The sequence below is a fragment of the Flavobacterium sp. LPB0248 genome (assembly GCF_013388355.1).
Classification (GTDB): Bacteria; Bacteroidota; Bacteroidia; order Flavobacteriales; family Flavobacteriaceae; genus Flavobacterium.
In genome coordinates this window covers 3,408,404-3,425,073 of the sequence record NZ_CP058246.1, presented here as the reverse complement: position 1 = coordinate 3,425,073, position 16,670 = coordinate 3,408,404, and the positions used below count along the sequence as shown (strand labels likewise).

Sequence of the window (16,670 nt, the reverse complement as noted above, 5' to 3'; positions counted from 1 at the left end):
TTTTATGAGTATTGTTTCTGATAATAATCTTTATAAGCTCCTGAAGTAACATTTTTAAGCCATTCCTCATTATTTAGATACCAATTTATAGTTTTTTCCAAACCTTCTTCAAACGTTACAGAAGGCTTCCACCCTAAATCCACATTTATTTTTGAAGCATCAATAGCGTAACGTAGATCATGGCCTGGTCTATCTTTCACATAGGTAATTAAATTTTGGGAAGTTCCTTTTTCTCTTCCTAATTTTTGATCCATTATTTCACATAACAGTCTAACTAAGTCAATATTTTTCCATTCATTAAATCCTCCAATATTATAAGTTTCATGATTTTTTCCTTCATGAAAAACTAAATCTATTGCAATAGCATGATCTTCAACAAAAAGCCAATCACGAGTATAATTACCATCTCCATAAACTGGCAATTGCTTGTTATTAATAATATTATTAATGAAAAGTGGAATTAATTTTTCAGGAAAATGGTATGATCCGTAATTATTTGAACAATTGGTTAAAACGTATGGTAAGCCATAAGTTTCACCATAAGCTCGCACAAAATGATCTGAACTTGCTTTAGAAGCTGAATAGGGAGAATTTGGATTATAAGGAGTATCTTCTGTAAACAATCCCTTAGTCCCTAAAGAACCGTAAACTTCATCTGTACTGATATGATAAAACCTCTTTTTTTCAAAGTTCTCTTTCCATTGATTCTTAGCCGCATTTAGCAAATTCATAGTACCTATAACATTTGTCTTAACAAAAGCAAGAGGATCTTCAATAGAACGATCAACATGAGATTCTGCAGCTAAATGTAAAACTCCGTCAAAATCGTATTGCTTGAAAAGTTCATTAACAAAATTATCATCAACAATATCTCCTTTAACAAAAGTGTAATTTGATTTATCTTCGATATCTTTTATATTCTCTAGATTTCCAGCATAAGTTAACGCATCTAAATTAAAAACCTGGTATTCTGGATATTTGTTCACAAAACGTCTTACTACATGAGAACCAATAAAACCAGCACCACCAGTTATTAGAATTTTTTTCATTTTTAAATGCTTTTATTAATTTAATAAATCCGAATTTTGTCTTTCCAATTCGTTATATATATCTTTTACATCTTGCGAATTTTCCTTTTGTAAAATTAGATTAGCTGTTTCTGTGTAAACAAAAATAGTATTTTTCAAGCCAAGGAAAGTGGTGTGCTTATCACATCCGATAACCATATTACCATTAGAATCTGTTGAATGGCCTTTTAAGTATAAATAATCATAAACTGATTCAAATGAACCTAAATCCGACCAAGAGAAAGAAGCAGGAACAACTTTAATTTTTTTACTACGTTCCATCACCGCATAATCTATACTTATTGAAGGAATTTGCATAGATAAGTCTAAATCTAAAAAACCGTCTTTACTCGCCTCCCAAACTGCTTTTGATTTTTCATACACATCAGGTTGAAATTTCTTCAATTCTTCTAAAAGAACATTTGCTTTAAAACAAAACATTCCACTATTCCACAAGAAATTGCCTTTTGCAATAAATTCTTTTGCTGTAGTTTCGTTTGGTTTTTCGCGGAAAGAAATCACATTGTCATTCTCTGCTTCAATATACCCATATCCTGTTTCTGGTTTAGTTGGAATAACACCAAATGTTACTATAAATCCTTCATTAGCTTTTTGTACAGCCTCGCTTATAGCTTGATTATAATTCTCCATTTGATCTATTATATGATCCGAAGGAGTAATAATTAAAATATCATCTGGTTGGGATGCGAATGCTGCGAAAGCTATAGCTGCAGCGGTATTTCTTGGTGTTGCCTCAATAATATTTACATAAGAAGTACTTGTTTTCTCCATTACTTTTCCACTTAGTTGATGATTATCAACATTCCCTACTACCATTACTTTATTTGCTAAATGACTATTTCGTTCAACAGTCATTTCAAATAAAGACTTTCCATCAAATATTTCAAGATATTGTTTTGGACGGCTTTTACGAGAAAGTGGCCATAATCGACTTCCTACTCCTCCAGTAAGGATAACATGTGTAATGCTTTTGTCTGAATTCATATTTTCTTAAAATAAAAAAGAAGTTAAAATTTAAAGCCTATTATCAGCTAAAGATCCTAAAACTCCCTTTACATCATAAATTAAACTTTTTTCTTTCTGCAAATTTGAAAATTGCAATTCTAAAAATTCAGCGTGTGAAACTCCAAGAACTATTGCATCAAATCTATTATCGGGAATAGAGTTTAATGTTGCTAAATTATATTCTTTTTTCACATCATAAACGTTTGCTAGTGGATCAAATATTGTTACTACAATTCCATAATCTTTTAATGCTTTAACAACATCAACAATCTTAGTGTTTCGAACATCTGGGCAATTCTCTTTGAAAGTAATTCCTAGCATCAATAGTTCAGCACCATTAACTGAAATGCCTTTTTTAATCATTAACTTCACTATTTGTGAAGCCACATATTCTCCCATGCTATCATTTAATCTTCTTCCAGCTAATATAATTTCAGGATGATATCCAAATTCTTGTGCTCTTTGGGCTAAATAGTAAGGATCTACGCCAATACAATGTCCACCAACAAGACCAGGTTTAAATGGTAAAAAATTCCATTTTGTTGAAGCTGCAGCCAATACTTCTTGGGTATCAATATTCATTAAGTTGAATATTTTAGCCAATTCATTTACAAAGGCAATATTAATATCTCGCTGTGAGTTTTCAATAACTTTTGCTGCTTCTGCAACTTTAATTGTTGGAGCTAAATGAGTCCCTGCTGTAATAACAGATTTGTATAAAGCATCGACTTTTAATCCTATTTGGGGAGTTGAACCAGAAGTGACTTTTAGTATTTTTTCAACAGTATGTTCTTTATCTCCTGGATTGATTCTTTCCGGTGAATATCCCGCAAAAAAATCCTCATTGAATTTTAAGGCAGAAACTCGCTCCAAAACAGGAACGCATTGCTCTTCTGTAACACCTGGATATACCGTAGACTCATAGATCACAATATCTCCTTTTTTCAATACTTTACCAACTGTCTCACTCGATTTATATAACGGAGTCAGATCAGGTCTATTATTTTTATCGACTGGAGTAGGAACCGTAACAATATAATAATTACAACTTGCAATATCATCTACTGAAGTTGTGCAATACAATCCTTTTTTGTTAGGTTTTTCAACTAAAACCTTTTGCAGAATATCATCTTCAACTTCTAAAGTTGAATCTGTTCCAGATTTTAATGACGTAACTCTTGCTTCGTTTATGTCAAAACCTACAACCACATATTTTGTCGCGAATAATCGCGCTAAAGGCAGGCCTACATATCCTAAACCAATAACCGCAATTTTCACATTTTTTTCTAATTCCATTTCTTCAATTTATTTAGGTCATTACAATTCACGGCTTCGCCGTTCCAAGTCACAAATCTCTGACTCAGCTACCTAAATTAATCATTTTCGGCAAATATAGCACAATAAGTCTACTTATTCAATACGGTTTCCCGTAATACTTAAAAACTAATTGTTAATAAAAAAACACTTAATTACAATACCTTATTAATCAGGATGTAAATAATTACTTTATAAAAAAAACAGAAGAAAAAAAATCTAAAAAAAGACTTTCTCTTCTGTTAATTTTACTAGGATAACGCTATTATTTATATTTTATTTTCAAAATACATCCTAAACTTTCTAAAACCAAAGTATAATAATTATTTGAAACTTCTTGAACCACCCCACTTTGATTGCTGAATACACCCGATTCTAATTTAATTTTATCTCCAACTTGAATAGCAGAAACTGAAACATCACTAATATTAGAAGCTTTAAGACTTTTCTTTATTGTTTCTATTTCTTCATTTTTCACAATTGCGGGTTTTCCTAGCCAAAACAAATACCTAACAACCCCTGCCACATTAAAAACAGAACTTCGCTCTGAGTCTGGCAATTGAACAAAAACGTAAGAGTTAAAAAGTGGCACTTCTATCTTCTTCTTTCTGTCAGACCATTGTCTAACCTGAGTAATAAGCGGACAATAACATTCTACTCCCAATTGACTAAGTTTATCGGCTACTTTTTTTTCCCATTTAGGTTTTGTATAAACTACGTACCAATTCATTTTTTTATTTATTAAAGAAGCAAAACTCAAAATACTACTTCACATTTTTAAATCATTTCACTTCACTTAATACAAAAAGAAATTCAAGACCCTATTCCTCTATATACAAAGCCAATAGACTCAAGCAACTTCACATCTAAAATATTTCTTCCATCAAAAATAAAAGCTGGCTTATGCATAGAGTCATAAATTTTTTGCCAGTCATAAGTCGTAAATTCGTCCCACTCTGTTAAGACTGCAATTGCATGAGCATCTTTACATGCTTCATAAGCATTTTCAAACACATTTAATGCTTTTGCATTTTCTTGACTTGATCTTGTTTCCAAATAATTTAAATCACTCAACATTTTATTTTCAGAAACTTTAGGGTCGTAAACTGAAATTTTAGCTTGTTCGTTTATTAAATCATCAGCCACATAAATTGCTGGTGATTCTCTGGTATCGTTTGTATCTTTCTTGAAAGCCCAGCCTAAAAATGTTATTTTTTTATCAGCTACCGTATTATACAAAGTCTGAACGATTTTATTTGAAAATCTTCTCTTTTGGTGATCATTCATAATAATAACCTGTTCCCAATAATCTGCCACTTCATTCAATCCGTAGGACTTTGCTATGTAAACTAAGTTTAGAATATCTTTCTGAAAACAAGAACCGCCAAATCCTACTGAAGCTTTTAAGAATTTAGGCCCAATTCTACTGTCCATTCCAATTGCTCTCGCTACTTCACTTACATCTGCCCCCGTTTGTTCACATAATTCCGACATTGCATTAATTGAAGAAATACGTTGCGCTAAAAATGCATTTGCTGTAAGCTTCGATAATTCTGATGACCAAACATTTGTTGTCAAAATTCGATCTTTACTTACCCAATTTGAATAAACATCTACCAATAAATTAATTGCCTCTTCTCCTTCTGGAGTTGTATCACCACCAATTAAAATTCTGTCTGGATTTAATAAATCTGTAACTGCTGTTCCTTCTGCTAAAAATTCTGGATTTGAAAGAATCTGAAACTGAACACCATTTCCCGTATTATCTAAAATACTTTTAATTGCTTCAGCTGTTCTAACTGGCAAAGTTGATTTCTCTACTACAATTTTATTTTGTTTTGCTACTCTTGCTATTTGTCTCGCACATAATTCAATATACTTTAAGTCAGCCGCCATGCCTTTACCTTTTCCATAAGTTTTGGTAGGAGTATTAACTGAGATAAATATCATTTGAGCATCGTCTATTGCTTCATCAACATTTGTAGAAAAAAACAAATTTCTTCCTCGTGCTTCTGCCACAATTTCTGAAAGACCTGGTTCATATATAGGAATATTTTCAGGATTTGGATCATTCCAATCAGCTATTCTTTGTTCATTTAAATCAACAACAGTAACTTGAATGTGTGGGCATTTTTGAGCAATAACCGCCATTGTTGGTCCTCCGACATATCCTGCACCAATGCAGCAAATTTTTGTAATTTTCATTTGATCTCTTTTATCTTGATCTTAAATTTTATTTTAAATTATTCCAATACCATCCAACAGCTTCTTTCAATCCTTCTTGCAAAGAATACTTTGGATTATAGCCCAACATTCTTTTTGCCTTTTCAATACTTGCTAATGAATGTGGAATGTCACCAGCTCTATTTTCACCATAAACGACTGGAATATCTTTTATTTTTGAATCAAACTCAGACAAGTATTCTTTTAAATATTTAACTAAGTCATTCAATGTATTCCTATCTCCAAATGCAGTATTATAAACAGAATTAATCGCTTCTGGATTTTGTGAGGTCATTGCTAACTCATTCATCTGAATAACATTATCAATATAGGTGAAATCACGAGAATAATTTCCATCTCCATTGATCACTGGACTTTCATGATTCATAAATTGTTTTACAAATTTCGGTATTACCGCCGCGTAAGCTCCATTTGGATCTTGTTTTCTTCCAAAAACATTAAAATAACGCAAACCTATTGTCTCTAAGCCATAAGTTTTACTAAAAATTTCTGCATATAACTCATTTACATATTTAGTAATTGCATAAGGCGACAATGGCTTTCCAATAACATCTTCTACTTTTGGCAGTCCTTGAGAATCTCCATAAGTTGATGAACTTGCCGCATATACAAATCGCTTTACTTTAGCATCGCGTGCTGCTGTAAGCATATTTAAAAAACCAGAAATATTTACATCATTAGTTGTAATTGGATCTTTAATTGATCTAGGAACAGAACCTAAGGCAGCTTGATGCAAAACATAATCTGCTCCTTCAACAGCTAGATTACAATCAGCTAAATCTCGGATATCACCTTCAATTAATTTAAAATCTGGATTATCCAAAAAATCTTTCAAATTATGACGATGTCCAGTAGCGAAATTGTCCAAACAAATAACCTTGTAACCAAAGCCTAAAAAATACTCCGTCAAATTCGAACCTATAAAACCAGCTCCTCCTGTAATCAAAATTGTGCCTTTCATTTTATTTCTAATTTATTCAAATTTAGCTCTTTTTAAACCGACTCATAAATGCTTTCCAAAAACCAGCTTTGACTTCTTCTTCATGATAACCGTTTGAGTAAGCGCCATAACCATATCCGTAGCCAGTACCATATTTTGCTTTATTTTCATAACCATTCAACACAATACTCACATTGTTTAGCTCTCCACGTTTAAGTCTGGTATTTAACAACGTTATCATATCTTTCTTAGTATAATTCTGTCTTACTATATACAATGTTACATCTGCAAACTGAACTAATTCTAATGAATCTGCCACTAAACCTACTGGTGGAGTATCTAAAATAATATAATCATATTTCTTTTTCAGTTCATCAATCATTTCTTTCATCGTGTCGCTTAAAATTAACTCTGAAGGATTTGGAGGAATAGGTCCTGAAAGAATTACATCTAAATTTGGAATTGGAGTTGAATTAGTTATCTCTTCTAAATTATTTTGTTTAATTAAATAATTGACAACTCCCAAAGACGACTTTATTTGAAATTCATCTGCCAATCTTGGCTTTCGTAAATCTAAACCAACAATTACTGTTTTCTTTTCACTTAAAGCAAATACAGTAGCAATATTTATGGAACAGAATGTTTTACCTTCACCGCTAATTGAAGAGGTAATCATTAGTGTCTTTGATCCGCTAACCTGCTGTTTTTTATACAGAAACTGAAGAGAAGAACGTATACCTCTAAATGCTTCTGAAAGTGCTGATTTTGGCTTATCAAAAACAGCTAAATTACCAGAATCCTTATTAAACCCAATAACTCCAAGCAGTGGAATCTGAGTTAGCTTACTAATATCTTCACTATTTTGAATTGAATTATTAATAAAAAAAAATACCAATACAAATAATAAAGGAATTAAAACTCCTAAAAACAAAGCCATTATATAATTTACAGAGGTTTTGGGACCAATTAAACCTTCTCCAATATCTTTTGCAGGATCAATAAAATGAATATCTGATAAATTAGACGCTCTTACAATTTCTGCTTCATTTCTCTTTTGAAGAAATTCTGTATAAATATTATCATTAAGATCGTATTTCCTTTTAATTTTCAATAATTCTTGCTGTTCTGCTGGGAGTCTTCTTACTGTACTTTCCGCCTGACCAATTTTTGCATTTATCAAAGATAAATCATACAATAAAGATGCTTTTGCAGTAATGATATTCTCTTGAAGAACATTCTTTACTGCTGCCATTTGATTGTCAAAATCTTTAAATATTTTTTCACTTTTTACAGCATAAGCCATTTCTGATCTTTGGGTTGAAAGCGCTATAAGTTTAGAAACATTCGCTACAATATTTGGATCTTCAATTCCAGCAACAGAAGGCGCTGGTAATCTAGAATAATCGACGCTATTATTTAAATATGATTTTAGCGAATTATAGTACGCAATTTTCCTCGTTAGCTGGTCTTTTTCGACATCGAAATCCATTATTTTCTCTGAAACTTTAGAACCACCCCCTTCTATTTCGTAAACATTTTTATCTTTTTGAAAAGATTTTAATTCATTACCTGTCTGCTTGAGCTGAGATTCCATTGCCACAAGTGTGCTATCAATAAATCTAATAGTATTTGTCGCAAATTGATTTTTACCATCAAGCTGAATTTTAATAAGCATTTTTACAGTAGAGTTCAAATAATCAACCATCCTTGCCTTATTTGTTCCTTGCAACGATAAAGTTAATATTGACCCCCCACTTCTTCCGGTATCAACATTTATACTTTTATATCGAGATACAGTTCCATCAAAATCATTAAATCTAACAAAGTATTCATTTCCTTTATAAAATCCTGGATTGTCATTTATTTGAAGTTTCCAATTCAAAAATGGAAGATTAACACTCTCACCTACTTTGTATTTCTTTATAAAAGTTACAGGTTGTACAGAAGTATTACTATAAGAATTATTGCCATAAGTAATCAGTGAAACTGAGCTATTTTCAAATGGAATCTCGATTTGATATTCATTTCCACTTAAAAACTTTATGCCAATTAATGTATTTGCAAGCTGTCCTTTTGTTTTATCAATGTCAACATAAAATGGTACGGCTCCGTATGAATCTATTAAATTATACTTTCCTTGTTCTAAATAATCAGTATAAAATTGAAGCTTGTCTACTACCAATTCATTATGAGATCGCGATTGTAAGATTGTCGAAATACCATTTACTTGATCAGAAATCCCTCCCCAATTGAAGACCAAACTTGTATTTGCAGTAAAAAAAGGATTATTTTCTTCTTTAATAGAAACCAAGGTCTGCATTTCATAAATTTTCTCTTTACGAACGTTTATTTGATAAGCGATAGTGAATGCAATAATCAAACTTACAAGAAACCATTTCCAATAGCCTACAATTTTTAACAAAAACCCTTTAAAATCAAAATGTAAATGATTTTCAAAAATGGCAAAGTCTTTAATATCTAACATTTTAAAAATCTATTTTTACTTTATAATTAGGTAAACTGTAGTAGCTAAAGACAATAGTGTAATTATTGTTCCTATTGACTGTATTCCCGTCTGACCTGTTCCCCAAGTTTTTTGTCTCAGCGGTTTTACATAGATATAATCATTTGGCTGTAAATAATAATAAGGCGACTTCATTACATTCACATCCGTAAGATCAAGATCGTGCATTTGCACACCAGTTGGAGTCTGACGAATTACTGTTACTTCTTTTCTATTTCCAACAGTCGTGATATCTCCTGCATTTGCAACAGCTTCCAAAATGGTTACATTATCTTTAAACAATGTTTTCGTTCCCGTACTTGCAACCTCCCCATTAATAGTATATCTAAAACCTGCCAACTTTACTGTAACAAAGACATTAGCTTCGCTTTTAAAATATTCTTCTAATAATTTCTTTTCAATTTTTAAACGAACTTCTTCAAGAGTATATCCAATTACATTTATTTCTCCTAAAATTGGCATTCTAATATTTCCATGATCATCAACTGTAAATCCATCAAAATACAAACTAGATTCAGTTTTACCTGTTTGAGTTGATTGGTTTTCTGTTGTATTAAAAATAGAAACTAATTTTGGATCAATTGCTTTTATATTAATACTCAAAACATCATTTACCTGTAATCTATATGGTTTTGCCTCTACCGCTGCAATCGCTGATTGCTCACCAGAATCATTTTTATCCTGAAGATAGACCAAATCTTTAATCGGAATACATGATGTAAACAACATTAAAATTAATAGAAACAGAAAAAAGCTTTTTTTTGTCATTCGTTCAATTTTATCGCAAACATAGCCTTTCCTTACAGTGTTCAGGAAAATCAAGTTATTATTTGGAGTTGGTTAATTATTTTTAAATGTTTTTTCGAAAGGTATTCTGTGCAAAATACTTCGTCCTAATGTTATTTCATCTGCATATTCCAATTCATCACCAACCGATATTCCTCTCGCAATTGTGGAGATTAAAATCTCAGAATCTGCAATTTGTTTATAAATATAAAAATTTGTCGTATCCCCTTCCATTGTTGAGCTTAATGCAAAAATAATCTCCGTAACATTTCCTGATTTTACTTTTGTCACTAAACTAGAAATATTTAGCTGATTGGGCCCAACTCCTTCAATAGGCGAAATTTTTCCACCAAGAACGTGATATATTCCTTTAAATTGTCCCGTGTTTTCAATTGCCATGACATCTCTGATATCCTCTACGACACATATCGTTTCATGATTTCTAACAGGATTAGCACAAATTTCACAAACTTTAGTATCAGAAATATTATGGCAACTTTCACAAAACTTTATATCCTCACGCATATTTAATAATGCCTGAGATAAAAAGGCCGTCTGTTCTTTAGGTTGTTTCAACAAATGAAGAACCAATCGAAGTGCTGTGCGCTTGCCAATTCCTGGCAATTGCGACATTTCGTTTACTGCTTTTTCGATTAATTTTGATGAAAATTCCATGACGACAAAAGTAATACTTTTAATGGTTTAGCCTACATTACAACCATTAAATTCAAGTCTTAACAATAGTAAGAAATCACTATCAAATATTTTATTAATATTGATTTGTAGTTAGCAAAACTAATGTACAAGCCTCTTCAATTTGAATATCGTTTAATTCCAATAATTGATACAATTCTGGATTTTCAGTTCCAGGATTAAAAATTACACGCTTAGGATGTGCTTCAATAATGTAATTATAATAATCTCTTTGACGACCAGGATTTAAATACAATGTAATCGTATCAATATTTTTAACTGGTATTGCTTTAGTCTGAATTTTCACTCCAGCAACTTCACCTGCTTTTTGCCCTATTGCTAGCACTGAGTGCCCTTTTCCTACAAGCATATTAACAGCTCTGAATGAATAACGTTCTGGATTTGTTGAAGCTCCTATAACTAATGTTTTTTTGCTTTTCATAGTTTTTATTTAGATTGCAAAAGTAATCAAAAAAGAACGATTAAGCCTTATGTATTTGATTCAGAATCGATAGTAATAAAAACAAAATCATAACATAATTTCGCACAAAAGCATCAAAAAATAACTACATTTACTTCACTAACCAATATTTTATGGAATTATTTATTTACTTATTTGCTGCCTTATTCTCGGTACTGAACCCAATTGGAACTGTACCCATTTTTGTTGGTTTAACCCAGCACGATTCTCAGAAAGAAAGATCTCGAATCTCTCTTTGGACTGCGATTAATGTTTTTATCATTTTATTGGTTTCTTATTTTATTGGCCAATATGTTCTAACTTTTTTCGGTATTAGCATAGATGCTTTAAGAATTGCTGGAGGAATCGTGATCGTAAATTCTGGATTCTCTTTATTGTCTGGAAAATTCAACAAGAAACGAGGAATCAATAAAAAAATTGAAAACGAAGCACAGCATAGAAATGATATTGCACTTACACCTCTCGCAATACCTATGCTTGCAGGCCCTGGATCTATGTCACTTTTAATTGCTTTTTATCAGGAACACCATGAAATAAATGAAGTTATAATTTCAACTCTTGCAATCCTTGCAATCGCAATCGCCATCTTTGCTATTCTAAAAAGCGCACATTATTTAGCTAGAATATTGGGAGCCTCCGGCATTGTTGCAATTTCTAGAATTGTTGGCTTTATAGTTATTTCAATCGGAATTCAATATATAGTAAGTGCCATAATCAATATTATTAAAGGAAATTTTTAACTAATACGCTCTACTATCCAAAAGAAAAAGGGATGAAATTATTTAAATTTCATCCCTTTTTCTTTTCATCTATTCATTTAATTTAAGCCCTTGGCAAGAAAACTTCTGCCATCATACATCTGGCACTTCCTCCACCGCAAGCTTCAATTGTATCCAAACTTGAACTTAAAATTTCAGCGTGGTTTTCTAATTGCGAAATTTGTTTCGGACTTAAGCTTTGATGTGCCGACGCACTCATTACAATATATCTCTTATCATCTTTCCCCCTAACTTCCAGCATATTTCCAGCAAAGTTATTCACTTGATCTTCCGTTATTAGAATTACTTCTTTCTGATCTTGTTTAAGATTATCCAGAACCATTTTGCGTTCTTTTTTATCGTCAATAGAATCTGCGCAAATAACTGCAAAAGTTTCACCTAAACACATCATCACATTGGTATGATAAATTAATTTACGCTCACCATCAACAGTTTGAAAAGCTTCAAAAATTACAGGAGCATAATCAAAATCTTCACAGAATTCTATAAACAATTCTTCATCTGCTCTTGGCGATAATGCGCAATACGCTTTTCCGTTTGCTCTATCTAATAATAAACTTCCTGTTCCTTCTAAGAAAATGCCATCTTCTTCTGCAGAAGTATAATCCATGATATTTGCAATTTCGAATCCTTTTTCTTCCAAAGTATCCAAAATATCTTCACGACGTTCTTGACGGCGATTTTCAGCAAACATCGGATAAAGTGCAACGTCTCCATTTTCATGAAATGAAACCCAATTGTTTGGAAAAATACTATCTGGAGTATCAGTCTCTAAATTGTCATCGACAACCGTTACATCTACTCCAACCACTCTAAGTTTTTCTACAAAAGCATCAAATTCTTGTTGCGCTTTTGCATTTACGGTACTTGGTAAAAGTCCGTCTAATACTTTTTGATAATAATTATTTACAGCCGTTTGTTCATTCATTCTGAATGCAACTGGACGAATCATCACGATCGCATTAGTAGTCTGTCTCATTCTTTATTTTTTTGCTTCAAGTTTCAGGTTTCAAGCTTTTCTAGAAGCCTGAAATTTAAAATTGTTTTTTTAGTCTCTAATTAATGGAAGCGTCGAACATCTCAACAAACCTTCTTGCTTTGAAATTTCAGCATATGGAATTTCTTCAACGATAAAACCATTTTCACGAAGCCAGTTGTTTAATCTTGTGAAATTCTTTTCAGAAACCACCACATTTTCATCAATTGAAAATACATTCGAAAACATATTATACATTTCGTTTCTTTCAATATGAAATAGATTCTCTTTCCCAAAAAGTTTCACTAAATAAAGATAATCTGCTTCTTCACGGAAACCTCTTTTATAGATAATTCCTTTGTTTTTTCCAACCGGCTGAAAACAACAATCTAAATGCAACGCATTATCTCTTGCCTCCAATTTAGATTTTACTAAATCAAATTCCTTTACAATCTTATTAGGAAATAATGACTTAATATAGTTTACACCATGCATATTGGTTCTTGCAGTAATATAATCTTTGTAATCGCTTCCTTTATAAGTTCCGATAAAAATATGATCATTCCAAAGCATCACATCTCCTCCTTCGATATGAACTTCTTCTGGAGGACGAACTACTTTTAATGGATCAATCTGATCAATTACATATTGAATAGCATCTAATTCACGTTCTCTATCTGGAAGAATATTCGATTTTACAAAGATATCATCAATAACAAACCCAATATCCCTAGCAAAAATCTGATTGTAATTTTCAATCATTTCCGGACGATAAACAGTTACATCGTATTTCTGAAAAACAGCATTAAAAGCTTCCATTTCAGCAACCATATCTTTTTCTACAGGGTAAGTTCCTGCTTTAATATGTTCCAATGATTTAGGATCATAAGCCTCTTCTATAGTTGGAGTTGGTCCATTATGAACAGCAGAACCAAGAACTACAGCACGAAGTCGAGACGTTTCATTCTTTACATTTAATTGCAACATAACTTTATTGTATTTTGAGCAAATATAAAAAAAGCTTCACAGTTAAGTGAAGCTTTCGTTTTTTATTTATTAGACTTAAACTCTCGTAAAGGATGTCCTGTATAAATTTGTCTTGGTCTTCCGATTGGCTCTTTATTTTCACGCATCTCTTTCCATTGCGCAATCCAACCTGGTAATCTTCCAATTGCAAACATAACTGTAAACATATCTGTTGGAATTCCTAAAGCTCTGTAAATAATTCCAGAATAGAAATCAACGTTTGGATATAAGTTTCTTAATTTGAAGTACTCATCTTCAAGAGCCGCTTTTTCTAATTTTCTTGCAATATCTAAAATTGGATCTTCAACACCTAAAGTTTCTAATACTTCCGTTGCTGCTTTTTTGATAATTTTAGCTCTTGGATCAAAGTTTTTGTACACTCTGTGTCCGAATCCCATTAAACGGAATGGATCATTTTTATCTTTCGCTTTCGCTAAGAATTTATCTGTATCACCACCGTCTTTATTGATTTCTTCAAGCATTTCAAGTACTGCTTGATTAGCTCCACCATGAAGTGGCCCCCATAAAGCAGAAACTCCTGCAGAAACTGAAGCAAACAAACCTGCGTGAGAAGAACCTACCATTCTAACCGTAGAAGTAGAACAATTTTGTTCGTGATCAGCATGAAGAATAAACAATTTATCTAAAGCATTTACAATTACAGGATTTGCAGCGTAAGGCCCTGTAGGCAATTTAAACATTAATTGCATGAAGCTTTCTACATAACCTTTTGTGTTATCATAGTAATTTAAAGGATAACCCATAGATTTTCTGTAAGTCCATGTAGCAATCACTAAAAATTTGGCCATTGTTTTACAAATAGCTTCGTACATTTCTTTTTCATTATCAACGTTAACTGCTTTAGGATTAAAAGCCGTTAAAGCACTAGTCAAAGCAGATAACACTCCCATCGGGTGAGCTGTTTTAGGGAAACCGTCAATGATATTTTTCATTTCTTCGTTTACCAAAGAATGTTTTTTTATACCATTTTCAAAATCCTCTAATTGTGAAGCCGTAGGCAATTCACCAAAAATCAAAAGATATGAAACTTCCAAGAAACTTGCTTGTTCAGCAAGATCTTCAATAGAATATCCTCTGTAACGTAAAATTCCTTCTTCTCCATCTAGGAAAGTGATTTCACTTGTACAAGATCCTGAATTTTTATACCCTGGATCAAGAGTAATATAACCTGTTAAATCACGTAATTTGTTGATATCGATAGCTGATTCGTTTTCACTCCCTGTGATTACTGGAAGCTCAATCTTTTTACCATCTATTTCTAATGTAGCTATTTTTGACATAATATACTGGAAATAATTCTTTAAATAATAATTTATCAAATCTAATGAATTTAAGACTAATTAAAAAAAGAATACTGCTATGAATTTGTTAAAACTCCAAAAAAAAACCATCTGCACAAACAGATGGTTTTTTCCAATATATAATTTGTTCAATTATTTGATTTTAAAAGCATTTAAACCAGGGAAATAAGCAGTACTTCCTAATTCTTCTTCAATTCTCAATAATTGGTTGTATTTAGCCATACGATCTGAACGAGAAGCAGAACCAGTTTTAATTTGACCACAGTTTAAAGCAACAGCTAAGTCAGCAATTGTGTTATCTTCAGTTTCTCCAGAACGGTGAGACATTACAGATGTATAACCAGCGTTTTTCGCCATGTTTACAGCAGCAATTGTTTCAGTTAACGTTCCAATTTGGTTTACTTTTACTAAGATTGAGTTAGCAATTCCTTTTTCGATACCTGTTGACAAACGAGCAACATTAGTTACGAACAAATCATCTCCAACTAATTGTACTTTATCTCCGATTTTTTCAGTTAAAGCTTTCCATCCATCCCAGTCATCTTCGTACATACCGTCTTCGATAGAAATGATTGGGTACTTAGAAGCAAGTTCAGCTAAGTATTCAGCTTGCTCAGCAGAAGTTCTGATTTTTCCAGTTTCACCTTCAAATTTAGTATAATCGTATTTTCCGTTTACATAAAACTCAGAAGCAGCACAGTCAAGAGCAATCATAATTTCGTCACCGAAAGAATATCCTGCTTTTTCAACAGCTAATTTAATTGTATCAAGAGCATCTTCAGTTCCTCCAGCTAAGTTTGGAGCAAAACCTCCTTCATCACCTACAGCAGTACTCAAACCTCTATCGTGTAATACCTTTTTCAAGTTGTGAAAAATTTCAGTTCCCATTTGCATTGCATGTGTAAAAGAAGTTGCTTTTACAGGGAAAATCATAAACTCTTGGAATGCAATAGGCGCATCAGAGTGAGAACCTCCATTAATGATGTTCATCATTGGAACAGGAAGTGTATTAGCAGAAACTCCACCTACGTATCTGTATAATGGCAAACCAAGTTCATTTGCAGCAGCTTTTGCAGCAGCTAAAGAAACTCCTAAAATAGCATTAGCTCCTAATTTAGATTTATTTGGAGTACCATCTAAATCAATCATTAATTGGTCAATTGTATTTTGTTCGAAAACAGAAGTACCAACTAATTCTTCAGCAATAATAGTATTTACATTATTCACTGCATTCAAAACACCTTTTCCTAGGTAAGCTTTACCTCCATCACGTAATTCAACAGCTTCGTGCTCTCCAGTTGATGCTCCAGATGGAACAGCAGCTCTACCTAAAACTCCATTTTCAGTTACTACATCAACTTCAATAGTAGGATTACCTCTAGAATCAAGAATTTGTCTTGCGTGAACTTTAATTATAATACTCATTATTTTTGTTTTTTATTAATAAATTATATTTTTTTTTCGAAATTATAAAAATATTTAATACTATAAA

General features: G+C 32.1%; 15 protein-coding genes. 1 reads left to right on the top strand and 14 read right to left on the bottom strand.

What is annotated here, in order from left to right:
* Nucleotides 1–2: 2 nt before the first annotated feature.
* The 10 genes from rfbB to LPB248_RS14405 all read right to left on the bottom strand — a co-directional run bounded on the left by rfbB (nucleotide 3) and on the right by LPB248_RS14405 (nucleotide 11,036).
* Complete coding sequence (rfbB, locus tag LPB248_RS14450) at nucleotides 3–1,049, bottom strand: dTDP-glucose 4,6-dehydratase (protein ID WP_177212042.1); 1,047 nt, start codon at nucleotides 1,047–1,049, stop codon at nucleotides 3–5.
* Between the two features lie 15 nt (nucleotides 1,050–1,064).
* Entirely contained in the window at nucleotides 1,065–2,072 is a 1,008-nt protein-coding gene (locus LPB248_RS14445; protein WP_177212041.1) for a mannose-1-phosphate guanylyltransferase, read from the bottom strand.
* A 30-nt stretch (nucleotides 2,073–2,102) separates the two neighbouring features.
* The gene (locus tag LPB248_RS14440) at nucleotides 2,103–3,389 is read right to left on the bottom strand and encodes a nucleotide sugar dehydrogenase (RefSeq protein ID WP_177212040.1); all 1,287 of its coding nucleotides are present in this window, start codon (nucleotides 3,387–3,389) and stop codon (nucleotides 2,103–2,105) included.
* 283 nt (nucleotides 3,390–3,672) lie between these two features.
* Nucleotides 3,673–4,137, bottom strand: a complete 465-nt coding sequence (locus LPB248_RS14435) for a UpxY family transcription antiterminator (RefSeq protein ID WP_177212039.1) — start codon at nucleotides 4,135–4,137, stop codon at nucleotides 3,673–3,675.
* A gap of 83 nt (nucleotides 4,138–4,220) precedes the next feature.
* Nucleotides 4,221–5,612, bottom strand: coding sequence for a UDP-glucose 6-dehydrogenase (locus LPB248_RS14430; RefSeq protein WP_177212038.1), 1,392 nt, complete (start codon nucleotides 5,610–5,612; stop codon nucleotides 4,221–4,223).
* Between the two features lie 28 nt (nucleotides 5,613–5,640).
* Entirely contained in the window at nucleotides 5,641–6,612 is a 972-nt protein-coding gene (locus LPB248_RS14425; protein WP_177212037.1) for an SDR family oxidoreductase, read from the bottom strand.
* Nucleotides 6,613–6,634: 22 nt separating this feature from the next.
* Nucleotides 6,635–9,076: a polysaccharide biosynthesis tyrosine autokinase gene (locus tag LPB248_RS14420; RefSeq protein WP_177212036.1), complete on the bottom strand. Its 2,442-nt coding sequence runs from the start codon at nucleotides 9,074–9,076 to the stop codon at nucleotides 6,635–6,637.
* A 15-nt stretch (nucleotides 9,077–9,091) separates the two neighbouring features.
* On the bottom strand, nucleotides 9,092–9,883 hold the full coding sequence (locus LPB248_RS14415; RefSeq protein ID WP_177212035.1) for a polysaccharide biosynthesis/export family protein: 792 nt from the start codon (nucleotides 9,881–9,883) through the stop codon (nucleotides 9,092–9,094).
* 72 nt (nucleotides 9,884–9,955) lie between these two features.
* Nucleotides 9,956–10,576, bottom strand: a complete 621-nt coding sequence (gene recR / locus LPB248_RS14410; protein WP_177212034.1) for a recombination mediator RecR — start codon at nucleotides 10,574–10,576, stop codon at nucleotides 9,956–9,958.
* 94 nt (nucleotides 10,577–10,670) lie between these two features.
* Complete coding sequence (locus tag LPB248_RS14405) at nucleotides 10,671–11,036, bottom strand: CoA-binding protein (protein WP_177212033.1); 366 nt, start codon at nucleotides 11,034–11,036, stop codon at nucleotides 10,671–10,673.
* A gap of 152 nt (nucleotides 11,037–11,188) precedes the next feature.
* Between LPB248_RS14405 and LPB248_RS14400 the strand changes: the two genes are divergently transcribed.
* Nucleotides 11,189–11,815, top strand: coding sequence for a MarC family NAAT transporter (locus tag LPB248_RS14400; protein WP_177212032.1), 627 nt, complete (start codon nucleotides 11,189–11,191; stop codon nucleotides 11,813–11,815).
* Nucleotides 11,816–11,897: 82 nt separating this feature from the next.
* Here the strand turns inward: LPB248_RS14400 and ctlX are convergent, their stop codons facing one another.
* The 4 genes from ctlX to eno form a co-directional block, all read right to left on the bottom strand.
* Nucleotides 11,898–12,833, bottom strand: a complete 936-nt coding sequence (gene ctlX, locus LPB248_RS14395) for a citrulline utilization hydrolase CtlX (protein WP_177212031.1) — start codon at nucleotides 12,831–12,833, stop codon at nucleotides 11,898–11,900.
* Nucleotides 12,834–12,902: 69 nt separating this feature from the next.
* Nucleotides 12,903–13,817, bottom strand: coding sequence for a dimethylarginine dimethylaminohydrolase family protein (locus LPB248_RS14390; protein WP_177212030.1), 915 nt, complete (start codon nucleotides 13,815–13,817; stop codon nucleotides 12,903–12,905).
* Between the two features lie 62 nt (nucleotides 13,818–13,879).
* The gene (locus LPB248_RS14385; protein ID WP_177212029.1) at nucleotides 13,880–15,157 is read right to left on the bottom strand and encodes a citrate synthase; all 1,278 of its coding nucleotides are present in this window, start codon (nucleotides 15,155–15,157) and stop codon (nucleotides 13,880–13,882) included.
* A 153-nt stretch (nucleotides 15,158–15,310) separates the two neighbouring features.
* The gene (gene eno, locus LPB248_RS14380; RefSeq protein WP_177212028.1) at nucleotides 15,311–16,603 is read right to left on the bottom strand and encodes a phosphopyruvate hydratase; all 1,293 of its coding nucleotides are present in this window, start codon (nucleotides 16,601–16,603) and stop codon (nucleotides 15,311–15,313) included.
* Nucleotides 16,604–16,670: the final 67 nt, after the last annotated feature.

Coding starts and splice junctions, on each gene's coding strand:
- rfbB (WP_177212042.1), bottom strand. CDS start 1,049: ATGAAAAAAATTCTAATAACTGGTGGTGCTGGTTTTATTGGTTCTCAT.
- LPB248_RS14445 (WP_177212041.1), bottom strand. CDS start 2,072: ATGAATTCAGACAAAAGCATTACACATGTTATCCTTACTGGAGGAGTA.
- LPB248_RS14440 (WP_177212040.1), bottom strand. CDS start 3,389: ATGGAATTAGAAAAAAATGTGAAAATTGCGGTTATTGGTTTAGGATAT.
- LPB248_RS14435 (WP_177212039.1), bottom strand. CDS start 4,137: ATGAATTGGTACGTAGTTTATACAAAACCTAAATGGGAAAAAAAAGTA.
- LPB248_RS14430 (WP_177212038.1), bottom strand. CDS start 5,612: ATGAAAATTACAAAAATTTGCTGCATTGGTGCAGGATATGTCGGAGGA.
- LPB248_RS14425 (WP_177212037.1), bottom strand. CDS start 6,612: ATGAAAGGCACAATTTTGATTACAGGAGGAGCTGGTTTTATAGGTTCG.
- LPB248_RS14420 (WP_177212036.1), bottom strand. CDS start 9,076: ATGTTAGATATTAAAGACTTTGCCATTTTTGAAAATCATTTACATTTT.
- LPB248_RS14415 (WP_177212035.1), bottom strand. CDS start 9,883: ATGACAAAAAAAAGCTTTTTTCTGTTTCTATTAATTTTAATGTTGTTT.
- recR (WP_177212034.1), bottom strand. CDS start 10,576: ATGGAATTTTCATCAAAATTAATCGAAAAAGCAGTAAACGAAATGTCG.
- LPB248_RS14405 (WP_177212033.1), bottom strand. CDS start 11,036: ATGAAAAGCAAAAAAACATTAGTTATAGGAGCTTCAACAAATCCAGAA.
- LPB248_RS14400 (WP_177212032.1), top strand. CDS start 11,189: ATGGAATTATTTATTTACTTATTTGCTGCCTTATTCTCGGTACTGAAC.
- ctlX (WP_177212031.1), bottom strand. CDS start 12,833: ATGAGACAGACTACTAATGCGATCGTGATGATTCGTCCAGTTGCATTC.
- LPB248_RS14390 (WP_177212030.1), bottom strand. CDS start 13,817: ATGTTGCAATTAAATGTAAAGAATGAAACGTCTCGACTTCGTGCTGTA.
- LPB248_RS14385 (WP_177212029.1), bottom strand. CDS start 15,157: ATGTCAAAAATAGCTACATTAGAAATAGATGGTAAAAAGATTGAGCTT.
- eno (WP_177212028.1), bottom strand. CDS start 16,603: ATGAGTATTATAATTAAAGTTCACGCAAGACAAATTCTTGATTCTAGA.